Source organism: Streptomyces auratus (assembly GCF_050433025.1).
Lineage (GTDB): Bacteria > Actinomycetota > Actinomycetes > Streptomycetales > Streptomycetaceae > Streptomyces > Streptomyces sioyaensis.
This window is the reverse complement of sequence record NZ_JBNGCB010000001.1, coordinates 1,846,252-1,870,279: the sequence shown is the minus strand read 5'-3', so window position 1 is coordinate 1,870,279 and position 24,028 is coordinate 1,846,252. Positions and strand designations below refer to the sequence as shown.

Sequence of the window (24,028 nt, the reverse complement as noted above, 5' to 3'; positions counted from 1 at the left end):
GATGCGCGCCGGCCGCCCCTGTCGTGTGCGCCCGCTCAGCGGCCGTCGAGCTGCGCCAGCTTCCGCCCGGCCTTCAGGTACGTCACCCCGGCCGTGTCCGCCAGCTTCTCAGCCAGGACCTCGCGCAGCGGGCGGACCGCGTCGGCCTCCGCGAGCACCACGGTCTGCTGACCGTCCGCGCCCTCCACGACCAGCCGCAGCGCATTCTGCTTGGCCAGCCGCCGCGCCGCCGAGGCGCTCGGCGTGAACTCCAGCACCGTCGTCAGCACCGTCGCCACCGTCTCGGCGCCGTGCGCGGCGACCTCGACGACCGGCAGCGACTCCACATCGGAGAACGACTTCTTGGAGAACTGCGCGATGAACCCGGCCCGCGCCGCCATCGCCGCGTCCAGGCCGTACAGCGCGGCCACGACCTCGCCCGCGAGGATCTTCTTCAGATCCATCGGGTGCAGCGAGCGGTCCGCGACCCGGCCCAGGGCGAGCCCGATCTCCTCGTCGGTCCACTCCGTCCAGGCCTTGAGGTACGGCTCCATCAGCCGGTCCGGCACCGACATGATCTTGCCGAAGACATCGTCGGCGGGCGCGCTCAGCCCGACGTAATTGCCCTTGGACTTGGACATCTTGGCGCCCGTGCCGTCCGTGCCCTCGATCAGCGGCATGGTGACGATCAGCTGCGGGGTCTGCCCGCGCAGCTCCATCAGCTTGCGGGCCATCTGCAGATTGAGCAGCTGGTCCGAGCCGCCGAGCTCCACATCGCAGTTGAGCGCCACCGAGTCCAGGCCCTGCGCGACGGGGTAGAGCAGCTCCGTCATGGTCAGGCCGGAGCCGGCCGCCAGCCGGTTGCGGAAGTCCTCGCGCTGCAGCAGCTGCGAGGCCGGGACGTGGGCGAGCAGCGCGAGCAGCTCGGGGAAGGTGTAGGGCGCCAGCCACTCGCTGTTCTGCCGGAAGCTGACCTTCTCGAAGTCGAAGAAGGGGCGTACCTGTTCGCGGTAGGTGGCGAGGTTGTGCGCGATGTCCTCGTCGGTCAGCGGCGGGCGCTCGGCGGTGCGGCCCGACGGGTCGCCGATCTTGGCGGTGAAGTCGCCGATGATCAGCGTGACGTCATGGCCCAGCCGCTGGAACCGGCTCAGGATGATCAGCGGGACCGCATGCCCCAGGTGCACATCGGTCGCCGTCGGGTCGATGCCCAGCTTGATGTGCAGGCCCCGGCCGCCCGCCCGGCGCTCCTCGATCCGCTCGGCCAGCTTGTCCACGCCCGGCAGGACCTCGACCGTACGGGATGCGATCAGCTCGGCCTGCTCCTTGGCCGACAGGTCCGTCAGGTCGAGATAGCGCCGCGCACCCGTCTCCTGGAGCAGCTCCTGGACGGTGGCGTCCGAGGAGAGGTCGCTGGAGAGCAGCGTGCTGGCGCGGGCGACGGATTCGCCGAGGCGTGTCATGGCGTTCCTGATCGATCGGTATTTCCCGTAAGGGAGGACAGGGTGGCCCAGAGGGGACCGGGCAGAAGTCTATGGCCAGCGCAGCGGGCCCCACACACGGGTTTGCGCGCGCGGGGCCCGACAGCGGGCGGGACCGGCCCCGTCACACCCCGCGGCTGACCGAACTCATATGGAAGTCCGCGACGCGCAGGGCCGGCATCGCGGCCCGGGTGAAGTAGTCGCCCCACTCGCGCGGCAGGGTCCGCTCCGTACGGCCCGCCTCCACCGCCCGGGACAGCAGATCCACCGGCGACTCGTTGAACCGGAAGTTGTTCACCTCGCCGGTCACCTCGCCGTTCTCGACCAGATAGACGCCGTCCCGGGTCAGCCCGGTCAGCAGCAGCGTCGCCGGGTCCACCTCGCGGATGTACCACAGGCAGGTCAGCAGCAGCGTGGGACCGTCGTGCCCGGCGGCCGCCACCATCTCGTCCAGCGAGCGTGAACCGCCGCCCTCCAGGAGGAGGTTGTCGATGGCCGGCGCCACCGGGAGCCCGGTCAGCCCGGCGCTGTGCCGGGTGGTCGGCAGCCGGTGCAGGACGCCCTCGCGGATCCACTCGGTGGGCGCGAGCGGCAGCCCGTTGTCGAAGATCGAGGCGTCGTCGCCGGAGGAGTGCGCCAGGACGAACGGGGCGCACTCCAGACCGGCCGCCCGCGGGTCGCTGCGCAGCGTCAGCGGCAGCTCGCTGAGCCGCTCGCCCAGCCGGGTGCCCGCCCCGGGCCGGGCCGCGTCCGAGCCGTCGGCCGGCCGGGAGAAGACCGTACGGCCCTCCGCGGCGTCCCGGGCCCCGGACGACCACATCTGGTAGATCAGCAGGTCGGCGACGGCGGTCGGCGGCAGCAGCGTCTCGTATCGCCCGGCGGGCAGCTCGATCCGCCGCTCCGCCCAGCCCAGCCGCCGGCTCAGCTCGGCGTCCATCTCCCGCGGATCGACATCGGTGAAGTCACGGGTCGCCCGGCCCGCCCAGGCCGAGCGGGGTTCGGCGCCGGTACCGGCCGACTTGGCGTTCAGCTCCAGCGTCCCGGTGGGCTGGTCGTGCCGCAGCCGCAGCCCGGCCGAGGTGCCCAGATACGACGAGACGACGCCGTGGTGTGCGAAGCCGTACAGCTCCCGGCCGCCGGAGCGGGCCTGCCGGAAGGACTCGCCCAGCGCCGGTGCGAACGCCGCGAACACCTCCGAGGAGGTCTCGGCGGGCGCCTCGGTGAAGTGGGCGGACGCCTTCCCGCCGCCCACCAGCGGCTGCGCGTCCTCGGCGGGCCCGGCCTCCCGGGCCGCCGCCTCGGCCGCCCGGACCAGCGGCTCCAGCTCGTCCGCCGTCACCGCGGAGCGGGTCACGACGCCGGACGCGGTGCCCTGCCCGCCGTCGACGGTCGCCACGACGGTGAGGGTGCGGCCGCGGGTGACGCCGTTGGTGGTCAGGGCATTGCCCGCCCAGCGCAGATTGGCGCTGGAGTGCTCGTCGGCGATGACCACACAGCCGTCGGCCCGCGAGAGCTCCAGGGCCCGCTCGACGATCTCGTGCGGCGTAGTGGTGCGACGGCTCATCGACACGCCTCCTGCGTCGTGTTCGGCATGGTCACGAATGTGGTGCCGACCTGGGAGCAGAGCTTATCGGCGGCCCCCGCGCCGGTGGAGACATACGTCGGCCGACCGGAGCGGGCGGTGGCGACCGGGCCGGGTGCGTGCTGTGGCCGCTCAGACGTCGCCGGGCAGGAGAGCGGTCAGCAGACCGCGGATCCGTTGTTCGATCTCGTCGCGGATCGGGCGGACGGCTTCGACGCCCTGCCCGGCGGGGTCTGCGAGCTTCCAGTCCAGGTACGTCCTGCCGGGGAAGACGGGGCAGGCGTCGCCGCACCCCATGGTGATCACCACGTCGGAGGCCCGCACGGCGTCAGCGGTGAGGATCTTGGGGGCCTGTGCGGACAGGTCGATGCCGACCTCGGCCATCGCCGCCACCACGGCCGGGTTCACGGTCTCGGCGGGAGCGGATCCGGCGGAGCGGACCTCGACCCTGCCGCCGGCGAGACGGGCGAGGAAGGCGGCGGCCATCTGGGACCGGCCTGCGTTGTGGACGCACACGAACAGCACGGACGGCGTGGACTCAGACACGGGCAGGACCTTCCTCGGTGGCGGCCGGCGCGGCAGTCGTACCGGTGGTCAGGGGGAAGAAGCGGCGGGCGGACCGGGCGACATGGACCAGTCCGATCAGGACGGGCACCTCGATGAGCGGGCCGACGACCCCGGCCAGAGCCTGGCCGGAGGCGGCGCCGAAGGTGGCGATGGCGACCGCGATGGCGAGTTCGAAGTTGTTGCCGGCGGCGGTGAACGCCAGCGTCGTCGTCTTCGGGTAGTCCAGGCCCACCGCCCGGCCCAGGGCCATGGACCCGGCCCACATCACGGCGAAGTAGACCAGCAGCGGCAGCGCGATCCTGGCGACGTCCAGGGGCCGTGAGGTGATCGCGTCGCCCTGGAGGGCGAAGAGCACGACGATCGTGAACAGCAGCCCGTACAGGGCGAACGGCCCGATCCGCGGGATCAGTCGGGCCTCGTACCAGGCCCGGCCCCTGGCCCTTTCGCCCAGGCGGCGGGTGAGGAATCCGGCCAGCAGCGGGATGCCGAGGAAGAGCAGCACGGCGCGCGTGATCTCCCACCCGCTGACGTCCAGGGTCGTCCGCTGCAGGCCGAGCCATCCCGGCAGGACAGCGAGGTAGAACCAGCCCAGCAGGCCGAACGCGATCACCTGGAACACGGAGTTGAGGGCGACGAGGACGGTGGCGGCCTCACGATCGCCGCAGGCCAGGTCGTTCCAGAGGAGGACCATGGCGATGCACCGGGCGAGACCGACGATGATCAGGCCGGTCCGGAATTCCGGCAGGTCGGGCAGGCAGATCCAGGCCAGCGCGAACATCACCGCCGGGCCGAGGACCCAGTTCAGGACCAGCGACGGCACCAGCAGCCGTCGGTCGCGGGTGACGGTCCCCAGGCGGTCGTAGCGGACCTTGGCCAGCACCGGATACATCATCACCAACAAGCCGAGCGCGATCGGCAGCGAGACGCCGGCGACCGTCACCTCCGCCAGTGCGCCGCCGAGCCCGGGAACGAGGCGCCCGAGGCCGAGGCCGGCGCCCATCGCGATCAGAATCCAGACGGCGAGGAAGCGGTCCAGGAACGACAACCGGGCGGCGAGGGGCCCCGCGGCGGGGGCCTCTGCGGTCATGAGGCGTCCCCGGCGGGCTCGTTGAGGGACCGGCCGGACCGCGGTTCCGGACGGGTGAGGATCCCTGCGAGCTTGTCCGTCATCTCGGGCAGCAGCCAGTAGTAGACCCACGTCCCGCGGCGCTCGCAGTCGATGAGACCGGCCTGCCGCAGCAGCTTGAGGTGGTGGGAGATCGTCGGCTGGGACAGCTCGAAGGCCGGCGTGAGGTCGCAGACGCAGACCTCCCCGCCCTGCCGGGAGGCGATCATCGACAGCAGTCGCAGCCGGATCGGATCCCCCAGGGCCTTGAAGACCTTCGCCAGCTCGACGGCCTGCTCCTCGTCCAGCAGGGCGGTCAGCAGCCCCGGACAGCATCCGCCGGCATCCCCGGCTCCCCGGCCGAGCGCCATCAGCTCTTGTTTCGACACGCATCTATGTTGACGTTCATCTATCCAAGGCGCAAGCTTGATTCGACAGACATCAATTCAGCGAGGATCAGGGAGAGTGCCATGTCCCGTGTGCAGCTTGCCCTCACCGTGGCCGACCTCGAAGGATCGATCGCCTTCTACTCCAAGCTCTTCGGCGCCGAGCCGGCCAAGCGCCGCCCCGGATACGCGAACTTCGCTCTCACCGAGCCCCCGATCAAGCTCGTCCTGATCGAGGGCGAGCCCGGCCGGGAGACCCGTCTGGACCACCTCGGCGTCGAGGTCGGCTCCACCGACGAGGTCACCGCCGCCACGGCCCGTCTCAAGGAGGCCGGCCTGGCGACCTTCGAGGAGAACGACACGTCCTGCTGCTACGCCCTCCAGGACAAGGTCTGGGTCCACGGCCCCGGCAATGAGCCCTGGGAGGTCTACGTCGTCAAGGCCGACGCCGACCGGATGGACAAGAGCGCCGCCCTCGATTCGGGGGCCGACGCCTGCTGCACCGGTCGGTCGGCGGCCGAGCCCGCCGCGGGGTGCACCTGCGGCAGCTGACCGCTCGCCGGCCGCGCAGGCGCCAGGAGCCCGGCCGGGGCGGTCCGCGGTCTGCAAGAGCGGTGGTTACCCACCCGCGCGCGCAGCTCCCCAGGTCGATGGGGAACGTCCGTGGACCGGCCCCACAGGCCTGGGGAGACCACTGCCGGTCAGCTGTGATGCGGTCGGGCCGCCCGCTCGGTCGCGCCCCGACTCGGCCGACGTGTTCAGGATGTTGACCTCCCGGAACAGTGCCGACGGGCAGCCGTGGGAGACCGCGGCGACCTGCCCCGGCTGAGCCTTGCCGCAGTTGAAGGCGCCGCCCAGGACATAGGTCTGCGGGCCGCCGACCGCCGTCATCGAGCCCCAGAAGTCGGTGGTGGTCGCCTGGTAGGCCACATCGCGCAGTTGCCCGGCCAGTTGGCCGTTCCGGATGGCGTAGGCCTGCTGCTGGGTGAACATAGAGGCTGTTGACCTGCTGTGCGGACGGTGGCGTAGCAGGCTCCCTGGTCGTGGGGGGCGGGGGCCGGAGGAGCCCCCACGAGGTTGCGCGTGGCGCATGGCGCCTTGACGGCCTTTTGCTGCGCGGGAATGGCGCTGAGGTGAACGACGGTGCCGCAGTCCGCGGGCGCCTGCCGGGCGCGCCACTGCCGGATCGCCCCGCAGGGGTGATGACGTTCTGACCGGCCGGACCTGCTGGTGCCGGCTAAGGCGAATCTGAGATCGGGGTATCGGGATGGCATGGGGACGGACGCTCAAGACGCGACAGGGCAGTGAGGTGCGGATTGAGGAGGACGGTCGGGGCGTTCGCTGGGTGGTTTGCGCGGGCTGCCGTAAGCGGCGGATCGTGACGGGCTTCGGTACGCCTCGGTCCAAGGCTGAGCGTCACGCACGCATGTGCGGCCGCTGAACGGGCACTCAGGGGCAAGTGGCCCCCGGCTCTCAGGTGTAGAGGAAGGCCCCGGGGGCGGTGGCGGTGCCGCCCGTCGTCGTCACCGTGACGTCCGCGGGGCCAGGGGCGGCTGCGGGGGGAGTGACGGCGACGATCCGGGTGTCGGAGACGGACCCGAAGGAGGCTGCGACTCCGCCGATCGTCACTGACTGGGTGAACGCGAGCTCGGTGCCCTCGATGAGGATGGGGGTGCCGCCCGCTGTCGGGCCGGTGGAGGGGCTTACGGAGGTGATGCCGGGCGACGCCACGTAGGTAAAGGTGGCCCGTCCGTAGGAGTTGCTCCGCGTGACCAGGGTGATCGACACGGGGCCGGCCGTCGTCGCGGGAGGCACCGTCACGGTGACCCTGTCATCCAACACGAACGATGGGGTGACGGCCACGTCGCCGAAGCGCACCGATGTGGTGGTGATCAGGCCGTGACCGAACACGGTGAGGGTGCCGCCTCCGCTCAGCGGCCCGGACGTCGGGCTGATCCTGCTGAGCACCGAGTCGGGGAGGTAGTAGAAGCGGCCCACGGTCCGGGTGGTGTCCTGCCCCAGCGTGGCGTCGATCTTGACGTCGGTGACGAGGCGCGGCGAGACGGCCAGGAGTTCCTGGTCGTTGAGGACCGTGAAGGAGACGGCCGGTTGGCAGCCGAAGCGTACGGCGGTGGTGTTGCGCAGTCCTTCTCCGAAGATGTCGACCGTCGTCCCACCGGACATGGGCCCGACGTCGGGGTACGCACCGGATGGTGCGGTCAGCACCTTCACTGTCTCGTTGCCGTTGTTGACCACGTAGACCTCGAGGTCGTCCGGGGTGATCACCGGCCAGGACGGCGCGTGGAAGCCCGGCACCGTATCGATGATCTCGTTCCTGATGAGGTCGATGGCGGAGACGCTGTCGTCGCCGTCGCGTGCCACGTACGCGAGCAGCCCGTCATGGCTGACCGCCACGCCGAAGGGGATGGGCAGCCCGGTGACCGTGTCTACGGTGGTGTGCGTGGCCGTGTCGATGACGTCCAGTTGGTTGCCGCCGTACTCCGTCACATAGACGCGCTGCCCGCCCGGAGAAACCACCACCCCCCGGGGAAAGAGGAACCCGGTGAGGGCCGCGATGACGGTGTGGGTGGCGGTGTCGATGACCGAAACCGCGTTCGCACCTTCCTCGGTGACGTACACCTCCGTCCCGTCGGGGGTGACCGCCACGTTGCGTGGCCCGGTGCCCACCGGTACCGAGGCGATGATGGTGTCGGTGGCCGTGCTGATCACATCCACCCGGTTCCCACCCTGGCTGGCCACATATAGGCGGGAGCCGTCGGGTGACACCGCGAGGCCCAAGGGCTTGTTTAACCCCGAAATGCTGGCCGTGACGGTGCGGGTGGCGGTGTCGATGACTGCCACACTGTTGGTCCCGAAGCAGGCCACGTAGGCGCGCAGCCCGTCCGGGGCGACTGCGACCCCCCACGGCCCGTTGGCCACCCCGATCGTGGTGATGACGCTGCGGGTGGTCGTGTCGATGACGCTGACGCTGCTGCTCCCGAAGTTCGTCACGTAGAGGTACCGGCTGTCCGGGGTGATCGAGGCCACGATGGGTGCGTGCCCGACTGGGATCTCGTCTGCCAACAGCGGCTCATTTGGCTCCATGACGTCCCCCCAGCTCCGCGATGCCGGCCGTATGGACGGCCGAGGCACCGGTGACACCGGTTCCGCTGACAGGGACGGACGTGCCTCTTGCTGGAGCGCTCTGGGTGGGGCCGACACTGCTCACTACGGGGGCCATGAGGCTCTTCTCCTTGGAACATGCCACTCTGCCGGGAGCGAGCAAGAGCACGGGGACGCTGACGCGCCCATGGCCCCACAAGAGGTGCGGTAGGGCTGGAGGGGCCTGCGAAGACCAAGTGGCTCAGGCAGGGCGTCGCCTGGAAGGCAGGTCATTCACGCGAAGCGACCCGGCCGGGGACGCTGCGGGGCCTCTGTCAAGCTCGCTAGCGTCGAGTAAAGCCATCAGGTGACAGCGACGGCAGGTGCAACTGGATCATTCGGAAGTGATGCGAAAAACTGCCTAAACGCCGAAGAGCGGACGTCGCACGCCGGGGTGCACCATCGCGGTCATCTCGTCGCCGGACAGCGGGGAACCGGAAGGTGGCAAGGTCTGCGACAGCGGCCGGACGCGGCCTAAAGGGCACAACGAAGCCCCCATCGTTTTGCTGCCGGTGGGGGCTTCGCACGTTCAAGGCGGTACGGCTGGAAGGGCGGTGGGCGTCCGGACGGGACCGGCCGAAGGCCGCACGCCCGGCCGGGGCGCCCGGCTCCGCCCGGCGCGCCGCATTGCGCGGTCGACCGCCTGCGCGCAGGCCTGGCTTCGGTGTTCGCGATCCAGGAGGTCGGTTGGACATCCGGCGACCAGGAGCAGGAGGCGCAGTTGCGCTTGGTGACCCGGCCGACCGCCGCGTAGCCCCCGCCCCCTCCGTAAGCGCCCTCGGGAAGAAGGCCGCGTCGTCGTTGAGCCGCCTCCCGCGAAGGAGCGCTCAGGTTCGCACCCGGTTGCGGAAAAAGGGCCTTTTGCGTGGCAGCTTGGCGGCGGCCAGAGCGAAGGTGACGGCCAGCACGATGCTCGCGAAGACGAATCCGTGGAGGGTTGCCGACGCCTTGATGATTCCGGCGGCGTTGGATTCCCGATCGTTGGCCGACAGGACGAGTGCTCCCGCGGCGGCGAACCCGAAGGCCCCGCCCAATTGCCGCAGGGTTTGCCGGAGGACGGAGGCATCCGCACGTTCGTCGACGGTGACGGCGCTCATCATTTCCGCACTCAGCGCGGGAATGGGCATGCCCATCCCGAGGCCGGCGACGATCATCCCGGGGACCTGCCACAGGTATGCGCCCCAGGGAAGAACGGCCGCCCAAGCGGCGGTCCCGAGGGTGGCGACCGCCAAACCCCACAAGACAGGCACCCGGATCGCCTGGAAGCGCTCAAGGAGAAATCCGGAGGCGAAAGTTCCCACGGCCAGCGCAGCGACAAAAGGGAGCAGTGCCACGCCGGAGCCGAGCACCGTCAGGTGCAGATCCTGTCGCAGATAAACGGCGCCGTGCACCAGCACGGGCAATTGGGCGGCCTGGACCAGGAACGTGACCGCCACCGCCGCGGCATAGGTGCGGTTCCGCAAAAGACCCAAATCGAGAAGAGGATGGGCGGCTCTCAGGATGACCCGGACCGAGAGAGCCAGCAGAAGCACGCCCAAGGCCAGGGCAGGAACCGTCCTCGCATCAAGGCCCCAGATTCCGCTCTGATACAGGGCGAAGACGAGCACGACCAGTGCCGGGGTCATGAGGAACGGCTGAAGGACATGGAGCGGCTCCCCCGGAGCCTGATCGCGCCACCGCGCTTTGGCGATCGCCCACAGGACCGATCCCGCGAGCGGAATATTGACCAGGAAGACGGAAGGCCATCCGAAGAACCGCGTCAGCAAGGCCCCCGCCAGGGGCCCGAGCACGAAGAACAGCTGGGCCACACCGGCGTAGGTGGCCAAGGCCCTGCCACGCTCGCGTTCCTCGTAGACATCGGTGATGACGGTTGTGGCGACGGGGAGTATCAATGCGGCCCCCGCTCCCTGAACCGCTCTCGCTCCGAGGAGGAGCGAGGCAGCGGGCCCGACTGCCGGCGCCAGGGCACAACCCCCGGAGGCAAGGGCAAAGAGCACGACCCCGCACCGGAAGACGGGAAGGAGACCGAACCTTCGCGTCGCCATTCCGCCGACCGGCACAAGTGCCGCCAGGGACAGGGCGTAGACGAGTACCACCCGGTGCATGGCGGACGCATTCATTTCCAGGCCTCGCGCCACCGGATCGAGAGCCACCGCGACGACCGTCACGTCGAGGAGGACCATGCCCCCGGTGCACCCCATGGCAGCAAGGACATATCGCTTGCGGGTCAGCGAGGGATCCGTGCCGGGCGAAACCAATGTAAGCCCCTAGATGAATGAGTCCGATGTTTGTGCTGGCCGCGACCATGGCGAAGGGCGCCCGTTGGCTCGTGTGTGACGACAAACCTGGACGCCCTTCTGGCGGCACTGTACGTGTTCATCGCGACCACGTGGCCCCGCGTCGCCGGATCGGGCGACCCCCGAAACTGACGGACGCCGAACTTTTGTGCCTTGCCGTCGCCCAGGTCCTGCTGGGCTTTGCCTCGGCCGGACACTGGATCCGCTTTGCCCCCGCCCGGCTGGGGCACCTCTTTCGCTACCTGCCTCAGCAGTCTGCCTACAACAAGCGGCTCAACACGGCCGGATCGCTGATCAGCCACGTGATCGAGGCCCTGGCCCGGCGGGTGCCGACCTGGCACGACGACCTGAGGCTGATCGACCCCACACCACTGCCCTGCGCGGCCTCCCGCCGGCCGGACCGGAAAGGCGAGCCCGTCCGGCACGGCCGTCTCGCCCGCGTCCGCCTTGGATCGAGGCCGTGTTCGACACGCTCAAAGGCCCGCTCAGCCAGCCTGGAACAGCACGGCGGCAGAACCCTTGCCGGCGTCTTCGCCCGCACCGGCCAACGGCTCCTCGCCCTCGCAGCCGCCATCTGGCACAACTGGCCCACCGACGCCAAGATCAAACGATCCCTGATCGCCTTCGACCACTGAGAACACCGGACTCATTCGTCTAGGGGGTTCGCCGTGCTTGCGTGTCGACCTGGTGCAGACTTCGGGACCCGGCGTGCTGCCTGTCAGGAGCGGCCGGACTCCTGCGAAGTGTTCAGGATGTTCACGTTCCGAAACAGTGCCGTGGGGCAGCCGTGGGACACCGCGGCGACCTGGCCAGGTTGAGCCTTTCCGCAGTTGAAAGCCCCTCCGAGGACGTACGTCTGCGGTCCTCCGACCGCCACCATGGAGCCCCAGAACTCAGGGGTGGTGCCCTGATAGGCAACATCCCGGACCTGCCCGCAAAGGCGTCCGTTCCGGATTGTGTATGCCCTCTGCTCTGTGAATTGGAAGTTGTACCGCTGCATATCGATGGACCAGGAGCGGTCGCCGACGACGTAGATGCCGCGCTCCACGCCCGAGATCAGCTCCTCGGTGGACGGGCCGTCCGGCGCCGGCTGGAGCGAGACGTTGGCCATCCGCTGGACCGGGACATGGTCCGGCGAGTCCGCGTAGGCGCATCCGTTGGAGCGGGAGAAGCCGGTCAACCGGGCGATTCTGCGGTCGAGTTGATAGCCGACCAGGGTTCCGTCCTTGATCAGGTCCCAGGACTGGGCGGCCACTCCCTCGTCGTCGTAGCCGATCGTCGCGAGGCCGTGTTCGGCGGTCCGGTCGCCGGTCACGTTCATCAGCGCGGAGCCGTACGCCAGCTTGCCGAGCTGGTCGAAGGTGGCGAACGAGGTGCCCGCGTACGCCGCCTCGTAGCCCAGGGCCCGGTCCAGCTCGGTGGCGTGGCCGATCGACTCATGGATCGTCAGCCAGAGGTTGGAGGGATCCACCACCAGGTCGTAGGTGCCGGCCTCGACGCCGGGGGCGCGCATCTTCTCGGCGAGGTGCTCCGGGATGCGGGCCAGTTCCCCGTCCCAGTCGTAGTGGTCGCCGGTCAGGTACTCCCAGCCGCGTCCGACCGGCGGGGCGAGGGTGCGCATCGAGTCGAAGTCGCCGCTCACCGGGTCCACGGCGACCGCAGTCAGCTGCGGATGCAGCCGCACCCGCTGCTGAGTGGTGCTGGTGCCCGCGGTGTCGGCGTAGAACTTGTTCTCCTGGACGGTCAGCAGCGAGGCGTCCGCGTGGGACACGCCCTCGGCGGCCAGCAGGCGGGCGCTCCAGTCGGCCAGCAGCCCGGTCTTCTCGGCGTCCGGAACGTCGAACGGGTTGATGTCGTAGGAGGAGATCCAGGTCCGGTCCGGATGCACCGGTTCCGCCGCCAGCTCGACCCTCTCGTCGGAGCCCGCGGCCCGGATCACCTTCGCCGACAGCTTCGCCATCGCCACGGCCTGCGCGGCCACCCGCGCCGCCGCGTCCATGGTCAGATCCACCCCGGACGCGAAACCCCAGGCCCCGCCGTGCACCACCCGCACCGCGTACCCGAGGTCGGTGGTGTCGGACGTCCCGGAGGTACGGGCGTCCCGCAGCCGCCAGGCGGCGCTGCGGATCCGCTCCAGGCGGAAGTCCGCGTGGTCGGCGCCCAGCGCGCGGGCGCGGGCCAGCGCGGCGTCCGCCAGCGCGCGCAACGGCAGCGCCAGGAACGAGTCGTCGAGGGCATGGGGTGCAGGCAAGGAGTCCTCCCGTGGTCGGCGCCTGCATCATCCCCTGCGGGGCGCCCGCGGCCCAGAGCGCAGGTGGGTCCGGCACCGTGAGTCGGCCGGGGCGGCGCGGTGCCGGGCCCGTCGCGACACGGCCGACCGGGCTGCCGGGGAGCGGTCCCCGGCGCGTGGTTCTGTGGGATCCCGACAGTCACCGGCGCATGCGCCTGTCCGTGCTCGATTCCACGGAAGCGCCCCGTGACCGATAGTTTCGTATCGAACGCAGGACGGACAGGAAACGGAAAGGGTGATCTCTTGAGCCGCTCGGTTCTGGTCACCGGAGGTAACCGCGGCATCGGCCTCGCCATTGCCCGTGCCTTCGCCGAGGCAGGCGACAAGGTCGCCATCACCTACCGCTCGGGCGAGCCACCCGCGGGGTTTTTGGCCGTGAAGTGCGACATCACGGACAACGAGCAGGTCGAGCAGGCGTACAAGGAGATCGAGGAGAAGCACGGTCCGGTCGAGGTGCTGGTGGCCAACGCCGGCGTCACCCGTGACCAGCTGCTGATGCGGATGTCCGAGGAGGACTTCACCTCGGTCCTGGAGACCAACCTCACCGGCACGTTCCGGGTGGTCAAGCGCGCCAACCGCGCGATGCTGCGGGCCCGCAAGGGCCGGGTCGTGCTGATCTCGTCCGTGGTGGGCCTGATGGGCGCGCCGGGCCAGGCGAACTACGCCGCCTCCAAGGCCGGGCTGGTGGGCTTCGCCCGCTCGCTCGCCCGGGAGCTGGGCAGCCGCAACATCACCGTCAACGTCGTCGCCCCCGGCTTCGTCGACACCGACATGACCCGTGTGCTCACCGATGAGCAGCGGGAGGGCATCGTCAAGCAGGTACCGCTCGCGCGGTATGCGCAGCCCGAGGAGATCGCCGCCTCGGTCCGCTTCCTGGCGTCCGACGATGCCGCTTACATCACCGGAGCCGTCATTCCCGTCGACGGCGGATTGGGCATGGGTCACTGATCAGCATGAGTGGAATCCTTGCAGGCAAGCGCATCCTGGTCACGGGTGTCCTGACCGAGTCGTCGATCGCGTTCCAGGCGGCCAAGGTCGCCCAGAACGAGGGCGCCGAGGTCATCCTCACCGGCTTCGGCCGGCTCTCGCTCGTGGAGCGGATCGCCAAGCGGCTGCCCAAGCCCGCTCCGGTCATCGAGCTGGACGTCACCAACCAGGAGCACCTGGACGGGCTGGCCGACAAGATCCGCGAGCACCAGGGCGAGGGTGCCCGGCTCGACGGCATCGTGCACTCCATCGCCTTCGGCCCGCAGGGCGCCTTCAACTTCCTGGAGGCGGAGTGGTCGGACGTGGGCACCGCGGTGCAGGTGTCGGCGTACTCGTACAAGTCGCTGACGATGGCCTGCCTGCCGCTCATGGAGCACGGCGGCGCGGTCGTCGGCCTCACCTTCGACGCGCAGATCGCCTGGCCGAAGTACGACTGGATGGGCGTGGCCAAGGCGGCGCTGGAGAGCACCAACCGCTACCTGGCGCGGGACCTCGGCCCCAGGAACATCCGCTGCAACCTGGTCTCGGCGGGCCCCATCAAGTCGATGGCCGCCAAGTCCATCCCCGGCTTCGAGGAGCTGGCGGACGTGTGGAACCACCGCGCCCCGATCGGCTGGGACCTGGCCGACCCGGAGCCGGCCGGCCGTGGTGTCGTCGGCATGCTGTCCGACTTCTTCCCGCGGACGACGGGCGAGATCGTGCACGTCGACGGCGGTGTGCACATGATGGGCGCCTGACGCCCCGAGCTTCCTCCGTACTGCCCGTCCCGGTGTGCCGGGGCGGGCAGTACGCATTGCGCCATGGGAGTCAGCCATGGGGATCAGCGATGGGGATCAGCCATGGACCAGCCATGGCAATCATGGGAATACCGCCCCCGCCTGCCGCGTTGTGGCCCCGCAGGGGGCGCCGGCATCCCCTACGGGAACCGTTCGACCAACCCTCAGGTCCCCGGTACGGCCGGCCGGCAGCCGAAGGGGTGCACGCTCGCCTCCGCGGCGGCCCGGTCACCGTCGCCCGCGCGGATCGCCTCCACCAGGCGGGAGTGGTCCATGTGCGCCTCGGGCCGCAGCTCCGCACCCACGTCGGCCCGCAGGTGGTCGCGGAGGACGCCTCCGAGGTCGGCGTAGACCTCGGCCAGCACCTCGTTGTGCGAGGCCGCCACGATCGCCAGGTGGAAGGTCGCGTCCGCCTCCACGAAGGCTTCGGTCGCCCCCGACTCCCAGGCCGCCTCGCGCCGCTCCAGCAATCCGTCGATCTGCCGCAGGTCCGCTTCGGTGCGGCGGCGGGCGGCGAGCCGGGCGGCCGACGCCTCCAGGGCGCTGCGCAGCTCGGCGACGTGGCCGGGCTCGGCCGCCGCGAACCGCCGGTGCATCACCCCGGCCAGTTCACTGGTCGCCACCACGTACGTGCCCGAGCCCTGCCGGATGTCCAGCAGCCCGTTGTGCGCCAGCGCCCGTACGGCCTCCCGGACGGTGTTCCGGGCCACCCCGAGCTGCTCGACCAGCTCCGGCTCGGTCGGGATACGGGATCCCACCGGCCACTCGCCGGAGGTGATCTGGGCGCGGAGCTGCGCGATCACCTGGTCGGCCAGCGCGGACCGGTGGGGAGAGGACAGGGGCATGGCTGCGCTCCGAAGTGGAGGGGAGGACGGACGACAGCGTGCGGCGCGGTGGACCTGGTGGGCCCCGGCGGCCGCCCGGGCCAGCAGAGGGTACCGATATCCGCTGGACAGGGATTCATCCCATGATTCTATGCTTGACCCATGGCAGACGACGACACCGCGATACTCGGCGCCGCCGAGGAGCGCTCCACGGCCCCGCCCGCCCGACCGACCGACGACACCGGGCTCCCGCAGTCCGGTCCTGCGGGAGGCGCCTCCCGGGGTCCGGCGGGCGGCTCCCGGAGTCCGGCGGCGGGCGGAGGACCGGCCGGCCGCTGGCTGCCGCGGATCGTCATGGCCGGTCTGGTGCTCGCCGCGCTCACCCTCCGCCCGCCCATCACCAGCCTCGGCGCGCTCCTGGAGGAGGTCCGCGACGGTCTGGGCATGAGCGGCACCGTCGCCGGGCTGCTGACCTCCGTACCGGCCCTGTGCTTCGCCGTCTTCGGTATCGCCGCGCCCCGGCTGGCCAGACGCTGGGGGCCCGGCACGATCGTCTGCGCCGGGCTGGCCGCGATCACTCTGGGCATCGCGGTGCGCCCGTTCGCGGGTGGCACCGGCGGCTTCCTCGCCGCCAGCGCGGTCGCCCTGGCCGGTATCGCGGTCAGCAATGTGCTGATCCCGGTCGTGATCAAGGCCTGGTTCCCCGACCGGGTCGGCCCGATGACCGGGCTCTACTCCATGGCGCTGGCCCTGGGCACCTCGCTCGCCGCGGCGCTCACCGTGCCCATGGCCGGTGCGCTGGGCGGCAGTTGGCGGGCCGGACTGGCGGGCTGGGCGGTGCTCGCCGCCGTCGCAGTGCTGCCCTGGCTCGTGGTGGCACGGCAGCGCGGGGCCGCCGCCGGACCGTCCGCGGGCGCCGCGGTACGCCCCGAGGACGCCCCCGTACGGATCACCTCCTCGCCGACCGCCTGGTGGCTGGCCCTCTTCTTCGGTCTGCAGGCCACCGCCGCGTACATCACGATGGGTTGGATGCCGCAGATCTTCCGCGACGCCGGGGTCCCGGCGGGCACCGCGGGGGTGCTGCTCGCGGTCACCATGGCGGTGGGCGTCCCGCTCTCCTTCGTGGTGCCGCGGCTGGCGGCCCGGATGCGGCATCAGGGTCCGCTCGTGGTGCTGCTCGGCCTGTGCGGGCTGGCCGGCGAGGCCGGGCTGTGGCTGGCCCCGGCCGCCGGCGCCTGGGCCTGGGCGCTGCTGATGGGCGTCTCCAACTGCGCCTTCACGCTGGCCCTGACGATGATCGGGATGCGCGCGACCAGCTCCGCCGGGGTCGTCAAGCTGTCGGCCTTCGTGCAGTGCGTCGGCTATCTGCTCTCCATCCCCGGACCGCTGCTGGTCGGCACGCTCTACCAGCACAGCGGTGGCTGGGGGCTGCCGATCGCCCTGATGGCGGGGCTGATGGTGCCGCAGATCGCGATGGGGGTGCTGGCCGGCCGGGACCGCCGGATCGAGGACGAGGCCTGAGTGCGACACTGGGCCCATGCCAGTGCTCGAACCGAATCCGCAGAACAGCCACAAGAAGCTGCTCCTCGTCCTGGGCGCCATGCTCGGCGTGACCGTTCTCGTCGCGATCATCGCGAGTATCGCCGCGCCCTAGTCCGCCCTGGTCGGGCCCGCAGGGGAGGGGGGCCTCCCCACCGTCCCCTAGGGGGCCGGGATCAGGGACGAGTGGGTGGTTTCCCGGGTGGGAAGGGCGGGGGCGGATCCGTAGCGTCGAAGTACACCGCACCACGCGGTGGGCGCACCGCGGTCCGCGGTCGCGCCGCCCTTCGCGCCGCCACGGAGGCGATCCGCATGCCCCCGGTGTTCCGCCGGTCACCCGCCGCCAGAGCCCCGCGTCGGCGGGCGCGGTTGCCGTGGTGGGCGGTGGCCCTGCCGGTGGTCTCTTTCGTGGCCCTGCTGGCGCTCGTCGCCCATTCCTCCCCGGCGAGTGCCGCGGGCGTCCCGCAGGGCCTGGCCCCGCTGCTGGAGATCTTGGCCAGGATTGTCCGCAGTGGTGCCTGATGACCGTCCGCGGACCGTCCCAAGAGGCGGAATCAGCAGTTCAACACCCCGCGCCCCGCGCCGCCTTTCGTGCGAAGCTGGGACGCATGAGCGCCGATACACCACGCCGGATTGTCCTCTTCCGACACGCCAAGGCCGAATGGTCGGAGTCCAGCGACCATGAACGTCCGCTCGCCGAGCGCGGCCGCAAGGATGCCCCGGTCGCCGGCCGCTGGCTGGCCGGAGCCGGGATCACCCCCGATCTCACCCTGTGCTCGACGTCCACGCGCACCCGTGAGACATGGAAGCTCGCCGTCCACGAGCTTCCGCAGCGGCCCAAGACCGTCTATGAGGAGCGGATCTACGAAGCCTCCCTCGGGGAGCTCATCGCGCTGCTCAACGAGACGTCCGACGACGTGTCCGACCTGATGCTGGTCGGACACAACCCCGGTGTGCACGCCCTCGCCGACGCGCTCTCGGGCGAGGCCGAGGGCGATCTGCTGCCGCGGATGAACCGCAGCGGATTCCCCACCGCCTCGCTGGCCGTGCTCAGCTTCAACGGCTCCTGGAAGTCGGTGGAGCACGGCGTCGGCCGGCTGGTCGCGTACTGGACGCCGCACGACTGATCCCGGCGCCCCCTGCGCCGTGCGCGCGGGGCGGCCCGGACGCGACGAGGCCCCGGCAGCAGCTGTCTGCCGGGGCCTTCGTGTGTGCGGGACCGCTCCCGGGCGGGCGGGGTGCGTCCGCCGGGACTCTTTCCATGCCCGGACGCCAGCAGCCGCACTCCCGTACGGGTGGTCCGGGCAGCCGTACCGCTGGGTCCGGGCGGCCGCGGCGGCGACCGGGCCGGCGTACGGCCCCGGGCCTGCCCCGCTCATACGGCCCCGGCCTGCCCCGCCCGCAGTCCGGGCCCGCCCGCTCAGCCGACGTGCGTCTCCGCCGCCTCGACCTCTTCGCGGGTGATGCCCAGCAGATACAGCACGGTGTCCAGGAACGGCACGTTCACGGCGGTGTGCGCCGCCTCCCGCACCACCGGCTTGGCGTTGAAGGCGACACCGAGCCCGGCGGCGTTGAGCATGTCGAGGTCATTGGCGCCGTCACCGATCGCCACGGTCTGTGCCAGCGGCACCCCGGCCCGCTGGGCGAAGCTGCGCAGCAGCCTGGCCTTGCCGGCCCGGTCGACGATGTCGCCGGTGACCCGGCCGGTGAGCTTGCCGTCGACGATCTCCAGGGTGTTGGCGGAGGCGAAGTCCAGCCCCAGCTCCTCCTGGAGCGCATCGGTGACCTGCGTGAAACCGCCCGAGACGACGCCGACTTGGTAGCCCAGCCGCTTGAGGGTCCGTACCAGGGTGCGGGCCCCGGGGGTGAGCCGCACCTCCTTGCGCACCGCCTCGACCACGGACGCGTCGAGCCCGCCGAGCAGCTCGACCCGGGCGTGCAGGGACTGCTCGAAGTCCAGCTCACCGCGCATCGCGGCGGCGGTGACCTCGGCGACCTCGGCCTCACAGCCGGCGTGCGCCGCGAACAGCTCGATGACCTCGTCCTGGATCAGCGTCGAGTCGACATCCATGACGACCAGCCGCTGGGCCCGGCGCTGCAGCCCGGCCGCGACCACCGCGACATCCACCCCGAGCTGCGCGGCCTCGGGGGCCAGCACGCTGCGCAGGCTCGCGGTCTCCGCACCGGAGACCGCGAACTCGACGGCGGTCACCGGATACTTGGCCAGCCGGAAGATGCGGTCGATGTTGCCGCCGGTGGCCGTTATAGCGGCGGCGATCGCGGCGGTGGTCTCCGCGGTGAGCGGATGCCCGAGCACAGTGACGTGCGAACGTCCGGTGCCGCGCGGGCGGTTGTCGCCCCGGCCGGAGATGATCTCCGCCTGGAGGTTCATCGACTCGGCCCAGCCGTGCACGGTGGCCCGCAGGTCGCCCTCGGCGGAGCCCTGGCCGGGGGAGGGGGCGGTGACCAGCGCGCACAGCGTGATGCGTCCCCGGGTCACGACCTGTTCGATGTCCACGACATCGACGGAGTAGGCGGCGAGGGTCTCGAAGAGACCTGCGGTGATGCCGGGCCGGTCCTTCCCGAAGATCTTTACGAGCAGGGTCGGTACGTCATCGCCCGGTACGGCGGTGGCAGGCGGGATCTGCGATGCGCTCATGGTGCCCTTACGGTAACCGCCGGACGGCCGCGTCCAAACGCCTGTCCGGGGTTCGGACCGGCGCGGCCCCGGGCCGGTCCCACCCGCGCCCCGTCGCCCCCGGCTCCGGGTGCCCCGTTGATCGTTATGGAGTCGTGTCCGGTGCGCCGGCCGGAGGCCTGCGCCGGCCCGGCCAACGTCCGTGGCGGGCCGACGCGTTCGGCGCCCCGTCGGCACCCGGCCACGACGGATCGCCTGGCCGGAAGGTGTCCGTCTCCTCCATCATGCCGCTTGCGCGGCGGACCCGCAGGACATCCCCGGCGAGGGCGGACCGTGCCCGAATGGCCCCGCCCTATCCGGAACATCCGGAATGCGGTGATCTCTGCGCTCTATGGGGTCTTCCCGCGCTCCGGGAGCCTTTGGCGGGCGCCCCGGCGAGGCCCGTGCAGCCCTGTCGCGTCCCGGTTTCCGGTCGGGCCTCCGAGCCTGAAATAGTTCCTACGATGTTCGCCATCCCTGGACTTCCCATACAGGGCGTCACTCGGGGGACTATGTAATGGGGCATGGAGTGCCTGAACTCGTACTCGAATTGAACGGAAGGACCTGGACGCTCGATCCGTCCCGGTCCTACAACGTGGGGCGTGATCCGCAGGGCGACATGGTGCTGGACGACGCCAGGGTCTCCTGGCGGCACGCCACCGTCCGATGGGCCGGCCGCAGCTGGATCATCGAAGACCAGGGCAGCACCAACGGCACCTACGTCCAGGGCCAGCGGATCCACCAGATGGAGATCGGCCCCGGCTCGACCGTGCATCTGGGCAATGCCACCGACGGCCCCCGGGTGTCGCTGTCCGCCCCGGCGGCCGCCGACGCCTTCGGCGCACAGCCGGCGGGGGCCGTGCAGCAGCAGGCCGCGCAGGGCTGGCAGGCACCGCCCGCCCAGCAGCCGCCGCCCGCCCAGCAGGGCTGGCAGGCACCACCGCAGGGCGGCCGGCCGCCGTACGCCCCGCCGCAGCAGGCCCAGCAGCCGCAGCAGGCCGTGCCCCCGCAGCAGGCCCGCCCGCCGCAGGAGCGCCCCGCGCAGCAGGCGGGCGGCGCCCCGGCCGGCGGCGACCGCAGCCCGACCACCTTCCACCGCCTCGACACGGGCCGGGTGATGCGCATCGGCCGTGCGCTGGAGAACGAGCTGGTCGTCTCCGACCTCCAGGTCTCCCGCCACCACGCCGAGTTCCGCGCCACCCCCGACGGCCGCTTCGAGATCCGCGACCTGGGCAGCCACAACGGCACCTACGTCAACGGCCAGCCGGTCACCAAGTCCGGCACGAAGGTCATCGGCCAGAACGACATCATCGGCGTCGGCCACTCCACCTTCCGGCTGGTCGGCGACCGCCTGGAGGAGTTCGTCGACACCGGCGAGGTCTCCTTCTCGGCCCGCCACCTCACGGTCACCGTCGACGGCGGCAAGCAGATCCTCAAGGACGTCTCCTTCGGCGTCCCGGAGAAGTCGCTGATCGCGGTCATCGGTCCCTCCGGCTCCGGTAAGTCGACGCTGCTCAAGGCGCTGACCGGCTACCGCCCCGCCAACCAGGGCGATGTCCTCTACGACAACCGGAACCTCTACAAGCAGTTCGCCGAACTGCGCCAGCGCATCGGTCTGGTCCCGCAGGACGACATCCTGCACAAGGAGCTGACGGTCCAAAAGGCGCTCAAGTACGCGGCCAAGCTCCGCTTCCCCGGCGACACCGCGGAGGCCGAGCGCGAGGCCCGGATCGACGAGGTGCTGCACGAGCTCAAGCTCGACGTCCACAAGGACAAGAAGGTCACCTCGCTCTCCGGCGGCCAGCGCAAGCGCGTGTCGGTGGCCCTGGAGCTGCTGACCAAGCCGTCACTGATCTTCCTGGACGAGCCGACCTCCGGCCTCGACCCGGGCATGGACCGCGATGTCATGCAGCTGCTGCGCGGCCTGGCCGACGACGGCCGTACGGTCCTGGTCGTCACGCACTCGGTGGCCGAACTCGCGCTGTGCGACAAGCTGCTGGTGATGGCCCCGGGCGGCGGCGTGGCCTACTTCGGGCCGCCCGAGGAAGCGCTCAACTTCTTCCAGTACGACACCTGGGCGGACGTCTTCTCCGCGTTCGAGAACTACCGCGACTACGACTGGATGGGGCGCTGGCGCGGCTCCCCGCACTTCCAGCTGTACGCGGCGGACTTCGACGCCGTCGCCCCGCAGTCGGGCAACGTCCAGGCGCCGCCGGCCCGGATACAGAAGTCCCAGAGCTGGGGCTCGCAGCTGTGGACGCTGATGCGCCGCTATGTCTCGGTGCTCGCCTCCGACCGGGGCTTCCTGGGACTGATGCTGATCCTGCCCGCGGTGCTCGGTGTGGTCTCGATGCTGATCCCCAGCGACTTCGGCCTCGGATACGGCCCGCTGGAAAAGCACCGCACCAACCGGGACGCGAGCACGATCATGCTGATCCTCGCGGTCGGCATGTGCTTCTCGGGCGCCGCCAACTCGGTCCGTGAGCTGATCAAGGAGCGGGTCATCTACGAGCGCGAACGGGCCACCGGTCTGTCGCGGTCGGCATATCTGATGTCCAAGGTGATCGTGCTCGGCGTGGTCACGGCCTTCCAGGGCGTGATCATCGCGGCGATAGGTTTCTCCACCCGCAACATGCCCGCGGAGGGCCTGGTGGTGGCGGATGCCCCGGCGATCGAGATGGCGCTGGCGATCATCGCGCTCGGCTTCACCTCGATGATGTTCGGCCTGATCATCTCCGCGCTGGTCAAGACGGCCGAGAAGACCATGCCGCTGCTGGTCATGTTCGCCATCGTCCAGGTCGTCTTCACCGGTGTGCTCTTCCAGCTCTTCGACACCGTGGGCGTCGCCCAGTTCGCCTGGCTGATGCCGTCGCGCTGGGCCGTCGCCGCGATGGGCGCGACCGCCGACATGAACACCCTGCTGCCGTGGGAGCCGGGCAACCCGGACCCGCTGTGGAAGCACCAGACCGGTGTCTATGTGATGGACATGATCATCCTGATCACCCTGGGCGTCGGACTCGCCTTCGTCGTCGCGCGGCTGCTGCGCCGCCACGAGCCGGAGGTCATGCGCAAGTAAGCGCCACGGACCGCACCGCCACGCCCGAGGGGCGGCACCCGATGTCGGGTGCCGCCCCTCGGCGGTGTGTGCGCGACGCGCGGAGCGTGAACTGCGGCTCAGTAGGCCGAGTTGACGTTGTCCATCGAGCCGTACTTGGCGGCCGCGTAGTTGCAGGCGGCGGTGATGTTGGCGACCGGGTCGTAGATGTTCCAGGAGGTACCGGCGACGTGGTACGCCCGGAAGGTCGGGTCGATGACCTGGAGCAGACCCTTGGACGGGATGCCGTTCTGGGCGTTGATGTCCCAGAGGTTGATCGCCATCGGGTTGCCGGACGACTCACGCATCAGGTTGCGGTAGATGCCGTTGTACGAGCCGGGGATGCCCTTCTTGGCCATGACGTCCAGCGACTCGCGGATCCAGCCGTCCAGGTTGTTCGGGTACGTCTTCACGACCCGCTTCACGACGGGCTTGGCGGTCGGCTTCGGGGCGGCGGCGGGGATCGCGGTGCGCACGGCAGAGCGGCTCGCGGCGGCCTTCTCGGCGCGCGCCTTCGCGGCCTTGGCCTTCGCAGCGGCGACGGCCTTCGCCTTGGCGGCCTTCGCAGCGGCAGCCTTCTTGGCCGCGGCCTGCTTGGCGGCGGCCTCGGCCTTGCCCTTGGCAGCGGAGCTGTCGGCCTGCCTGGCGATCGTGGCCTGCTGGGTCCGGCCGGCGGTGCCGACGGCGCTGAAAGCGGCCGGCTGCACGTTCTCCACCGCGGTGGCCTGGGTCTTGCCGTGGTCGGCCGCGTTGCCCGGCACCACGGAGAGGGCCAGAGCGGCGGCACCTGCGGCGGCCACACCGGCTACGGAGAGCTTGTGGGTCCGGGTCAGGCGAGAAAAACCAGAATTGGCGTGCTTGGGCATGGCGGGGGCGACCTCTTCCGATGGGGGACATCGCACGGGCCTGTGAGCGGCGGCAAAACGCCGAGTTCAGGTCACGGCGCCGAGCGACGAGAGTCATTCTTAGCGGCCGGAAATTCCCACGGCAAAGGTGCTATATACGATCGAAGTTAGTGGAACCCAGGGCGGAGATAATGCGTCCCGGATACGACCTTCCCAGCTCACGATGTATCCCTGGGTCCACTAAGCCGGCTCGTAAGTGACCTGCGTCCTATGTCCGGCGTCACAATTCCGAGAGGTTTATCTCGCGGGAAGTAATTGCAAACGCACAGTCGGTATGCGGAAATCCTCAACCCTGGCCCGGTTGGGGGGCGTTCGGCGCAAATCGGGCACTTCGCATTCCGTGGATGCCGTTCGGGGTGGGAATCGCGGGGACGCCGGCC

19 protein-coding genes and 2 pseudogenes are annotated in these 24,028 nt (G+C 70.6%); 9 read left to right on the top strand and 12 right to left on the bottom strand.

The features are described from left to right. Positions 1-35 precede the first annotated feature (35 nt). The 5 genes from tyrS to BKA18_RS07940 all read right to left on the bottom strand — a co-directional run bounded on the left by tyrS (position 36) and on the right by BKA18_RS07940 (position 5,100). Positions 36-1,439 carry a tyrosine--tRNA ligase gene (tyrS, locus tag BKA18_RS07960; protein WP_147249488.1) on the bottom strand — a complete coding sequence of 468 codons (1,404 nt, stop codon included), beginning with the start codon at positions 1,437-1,439 and terminating at the stop codon, positions 36-38. 142 nt (positions 1,440-1,581) lie between these two features. Next, positions 1,582-3,021: a metallopeptidase TldD-related protein gene (locus BKA18_RS07955; RefSeq protein ID WP_366048654.1), complete on the bottom strand. Its 1,440-nt coding sequence runs from the start codon at positions 3,019-3,021 to the stop codon at positions 1,582-1,584. 150 nt (positions 3,022-3,171) lie between these two features. Then, positions 3,172-3,585, bottom strand: coding sequence for an arsenate reductase ArsC (locus tag BKA18_RS07950; protein ID WP_366048655.1), 414 nt, complete (start codon positions 3,583-3,585; stop codon positions 3,172-3,174). Beyond that, entirely contained in the window at positions 3,578-4,693 is a 1,116-nt protein-coding gene (gene arsB / locus BKA18_RS07945; RefSeq protein WP_366048656.1) for an ACR3 family arsenite efflux transporter, read from the bottom strand. The genes BKA18_RS07950 and arsB overlap by 8 nt, the downstream gene beginning before the upstream one ends. Beyond that, the gene (locus BKA18_RS07940) at positions 4,690-5,100 is read right to left on the bottom strand and encodes an ArsR/SmtB family transcription factor (protein WP_366048657.1); all 411 of its coding nucleotides are present in this window, start codon (positions 5,098-5,100) and stop codon (positions 4,690-4,692) included. The genes arsB and BKA18_RS07940 overlap by 4 nt, the downstream gene beginning before the upstream one ends. A gap of 81 nt (positions 5,101-5,181) precedes the next feature. Between BKA18_RS07940 and BKA18_RS07935 the strand changes: the two genes are divergently transcribed. After that, entirely contained in the window at positions 5,182-5,649 is a 468-nt protein-coding gene (locus BKA18_RS07935; RefSeq protein WP_366048658.1) for an ArsI/CadI family heavy metal resistance metalloenzyme, read from the top strand. 183 nt (positions 5,650-5,832) lie between these two features. Here the strand turns inward: BKA18_RS07935 and BKA18_RS07930 are convergent. From BKA18_RS07930 to BKA18_RS07920, 3 genes and pseudogenes are all read right to left on the bottom strand, one after another. Further along, a pseudogene (locus BKA18_RS07930) lies at positions 5,833-6,087 on the bottom strand (TldD/PmbA family protein); the annotation flags it as partial. Positions 6,088-6,570: 483 nt separating this feature from the next. Next, a complete protein-coding gene (locus tag BKA18_RS07925; protein WP_366048659.1) occupies positions 6,571-8,181 on the bottom strand; it encodes an IPT/TIG domain-containing protein in 1,611 nt (536 codons plus the stop codon). Between the two features lie 905 nt (positions 8,182-9,086). Beyond that, positions 9,087-10,442 (bottom strand): MFS transporter, encoded by a 1,356-nt coding sequence (locus BKA18_RS07920; protein WP_366048660.1) that lies wholly within the window; start codon positions 10,440-10,442, stop codon positions 9,087-9,089. Between the two features lie 150 nt (positions 10,443-10,592). On the opposite strand from BKA18_RS07920, the pseudogene BKA18_RS07915 reads away from it, so the two are divergent. Beyond that, positions 10,593-11,191: pseudogene (locus BKA18_RS07915) on the top strand (transposase family protein). 83 nt (positions 11,192-11,274) lie between these two features. On the opposite strand, the gene BKA18_RS07910 reads toward BKA18_RS07915, so the two are convergent. After that, positions 11,275-12,807, bottom strand: a complete 1,533-nt coding sequence (locus BKA18_RS07910) for a TldD/PmbA family protein (protein WP_366048661.1) — start codon at positions 12,805-12,807, stop codon at positions 11,275-11,277. 282 nt (positions 12,808-13,089) lie between these two features. Here BKA18_RS07910 and fabG point away from each other — a divergent pair, with 282 nt between their 5' ends. Together fabG and fabI are read left to right on the top strand one after the other, a co-directional pair. Then, a complete protein-coding gene (gene fabG, locus BKA18_RS07905; protein ID WP_366048662.1) occupies positions 13,090-13,794 on the top strand; it encodes a 3-oxoacyl-[acyl-carrier-protein] reductase in 705 nt (234 codons plus the stop codon). A gap of 5 nt (positions 13,795-13,799) precedes the next feature. Further along, a complete protein-coding gene (gene fabI, locus BKA18_RS07900) occupies positions 13,800-14,570 on the top strand; it encodes an enoyl-ACP reductase FabI (RefSeq protein WP_329152377.1) in 771 nt (256 codons plus the stop codon). A gap of 203 nt (positions 14,571-14,773) precedes the next feature. Here the strand turns inward: fabI and BKA18_RS07895 are convergent, their stop codons facing one another. Beyond that, positions 14,774-15,454, bottom strand: coding sequence for a FadR/GntR family transcriptional regulator (locus BKA18_RS07895; RefSeq protein WP_366048663.1), 681 nt, complete (start codon positions 15,452-15,454; stop codon positions 14,774-14,776). 141 nt (positions 15,455-15,595) lie between these two features. Here BKA18_RS07895 and BKA18_RS07890 point away from each other — a divergent pair, with 141 nt between their 5' ends. The 4 genes from BKA18_RS07890 to BKA18_RS07875 all read left to right on the top strand — a co-directional run bounded on the left by BKA18_RS07890 (position 15,596) and on the right by BKA18_RS07875 (position 18,099). Further along, positions 15,596-16,954: a CynX/NimT family MFS transporter gene (locus BKA18_RS07890; protein ID WP_366048664.1), complete on the top strand. Its 1,359-nt coding sequence runs from the start codon at positions 15,596-15,598 to the stop codon at positions 16,952-16,954. A gap of 16 nt (positions 16,955-16,970) precedes the next feature. Continuing rightward, the gene (locus BKA18_RS07885) at positions 16,971-17,087 is read left to right on the top strand and encodes an SGM_5486 family transporter-associated protein (RefSeq protein WP_254068946.1); all 117 of its coding nucleotides are present in this window, start codon (positions 16,971-16,973) and stop codon (positions 17,085-17,087) included. A 197-nt stretch (positions 17,088-17,284) separates the two neighbouring features. After that, positions 17,285-17,494, top strand: a complete 210-nt coding sequence (locus tag BKA18_RS07880) for a hypothetical protein (protein WP_366048665.1) — start codon at positions 17,285-17,287, stop codon at positions 17,492-17,494. Positions 17,495-17,580: 86 nt separating this feature from the next. Continuing rightward, on the top strand, positions 17,581-18,099 hold the full coding sequence (locus tag BKA18_RS07875; protein ID WP_006606414.1) for a SixA phosphatase family protein: 519 nt from the start codon (positions 17,581-17,583) through the stop codon (positions 18,097-18,099). Positions 18,100-18,392: 293 nt separating this feature from the next. Here BKA18_RS07875 and serB read toward each other — a convergent pair whose 3' ends face one another. Continuing rightward, positions 18,393-19,631 (bottom strand): phosphoserine phosphatase SerB, encoded by a 1,239-nt coding sequence (gene serB / locus BKA18_RS07870; protein WP_006606415.1) that lies wholly within the window; start codon positions 19,629-19,631, stop codon positions 18,393-18,395. Between the two features lie 535 nt (positions 19,632-20,166). Between serB and BKA18_RS07865 the strand changes: the two genes are divergently transcribed. Then, positions 20,167-22,725, top strand: coding sequence for an ABC transporter ATP-binding protein/permease (locus BKA18_RS07865; protein WP_366048666.1), 2,559 nt, complete (start codon positions 20,167-20,169; stop codon positions 22,723-22,725). A 98-nt stretch (positions 22,726-22,823) separates the two neighbouring features. Here BKA18_RS07865 and BKA18_RS07860 read toward each other — a convergent pair whose 3' ends face one another. Beyond that, on the bottom strand, positions 22,824-23,609 hold the full coding sequence (locus tag BKA18_RS07860) for a transglycosylase SLT domain-containing protein (protein ID WP_366048667.1): 786 nt from the start codon (positions 23,607-23,609) through the stop codon (positions 22,824-22,826). Positions 23,610-24,028 lie beyond the last annotated feature (419 nt).

What these genes read in the sequence shown, in the direction of transcription:
- tyrS (WP_147249488.1), bottom strand. Translation starts at nt 1,439, where the DNA reads ATGACACGCCTCGGCGAATCCGTCGCCCGCGCCAGCACGCTGCTCTCC.
- BKA18_RS07955 (WP_366048654.1), bottom strand. Translation starts at nt 3,021, where the DNA reads ATGAGCCGTCGCACCACTACGCCGCACGAGATCGTCGAGCGGGCCCTG.
- arsB (WP_366048656.1), bottom strand. Translation starts at nt 4,693, where the DNA reads ATGACCGCAGAGGCCCCCGCCGCGGGGCCCCTCGCCGCCCGGTTGTCG.
- BKA18_RS07935 (WP_366048658.1), top strand. Translation starts at nt 5,182, where the DNA reads ATGTCCCGTGTGCAGCTTGCCCTCACCGTGGCCGACCTCGAAGGATCG.
- BKA18_RS07920 (WP_366048660.1), bottom strand. Translation starts at nt 10,442, where the DNA reads ATGGTCCTCCTCGACGTGACGGTCGTCGCGGTGGCTCTCGATCCGGTG.
- fabI (WP_329152377.1), top strand. Translation starts at nt 13,800, where the DNA reads ATGAGTGGAATCCTTGCAGGCAAGCGCATCCTGGTCACGGGTGTCCTG.
- BKA18_RS07895 (WP_366048663.1), bottom strand. Translation starts at nt 15,454, where the DNA reads ATGCCCCTGTCCTCTCCCCACCGGTCCGCGCTGGCCGACCAGGTGATC.
- BKA18_RS07890 (WP_366048664.1), top strand. Translation starts at nt 15,596, where the DNA reads ATGGCAGACGACGACACCGCGATACTCGGCGCCGCCGAGGAGCGCTCC.
- BKA18_RS07885 (WP_254068946.1), top strand. Translation starts at nt 16,971, where the DNA reads ATGCCAGTGCTCGAACCGAATCCGCAGAACAGCCACAAGAAGCTGCTC.
- BKA18_RS07880 (WP_366048665.1), top strand. Translation starts at nt 17,285, where the DNA reads ATGCCCCCGGTGTTCCGCCGGTCACCCGCCGCCAGAGCCCCGCGTCGG.
- BKA18_RS07875 (WP_006606414.1), top strand. Translation starts at nt 17,581, where the DNA reads ATGAGCGCCGATACACCACGCCGGATTGTCCTCTTCCGACACGCCAAG.
- serB (WP_006606415.1), bottom strand. Translation starts at nt 19,631, where the DNA reads ATGAGCGCATCGCAGATCCCGCCTGCCACCGCCGTACCGGGCGATGAC.
- BKA18_RS07865 (WP_366048666.1), top strand. Translation starts at nt 20,167, where the DNA reads ATGGGGCATGGAGTGCCTGAACTCGTACTCGAATTGAACGGAAGGACC.
- BKA18_RS07860 (WP_366048667.1), bottom strand. Translation starts at nt 23,609, where the DNA reads ATGCCCAAGCACGCCAATTCTGGTTTTTCTCGCCTGACCCGGACCCAC.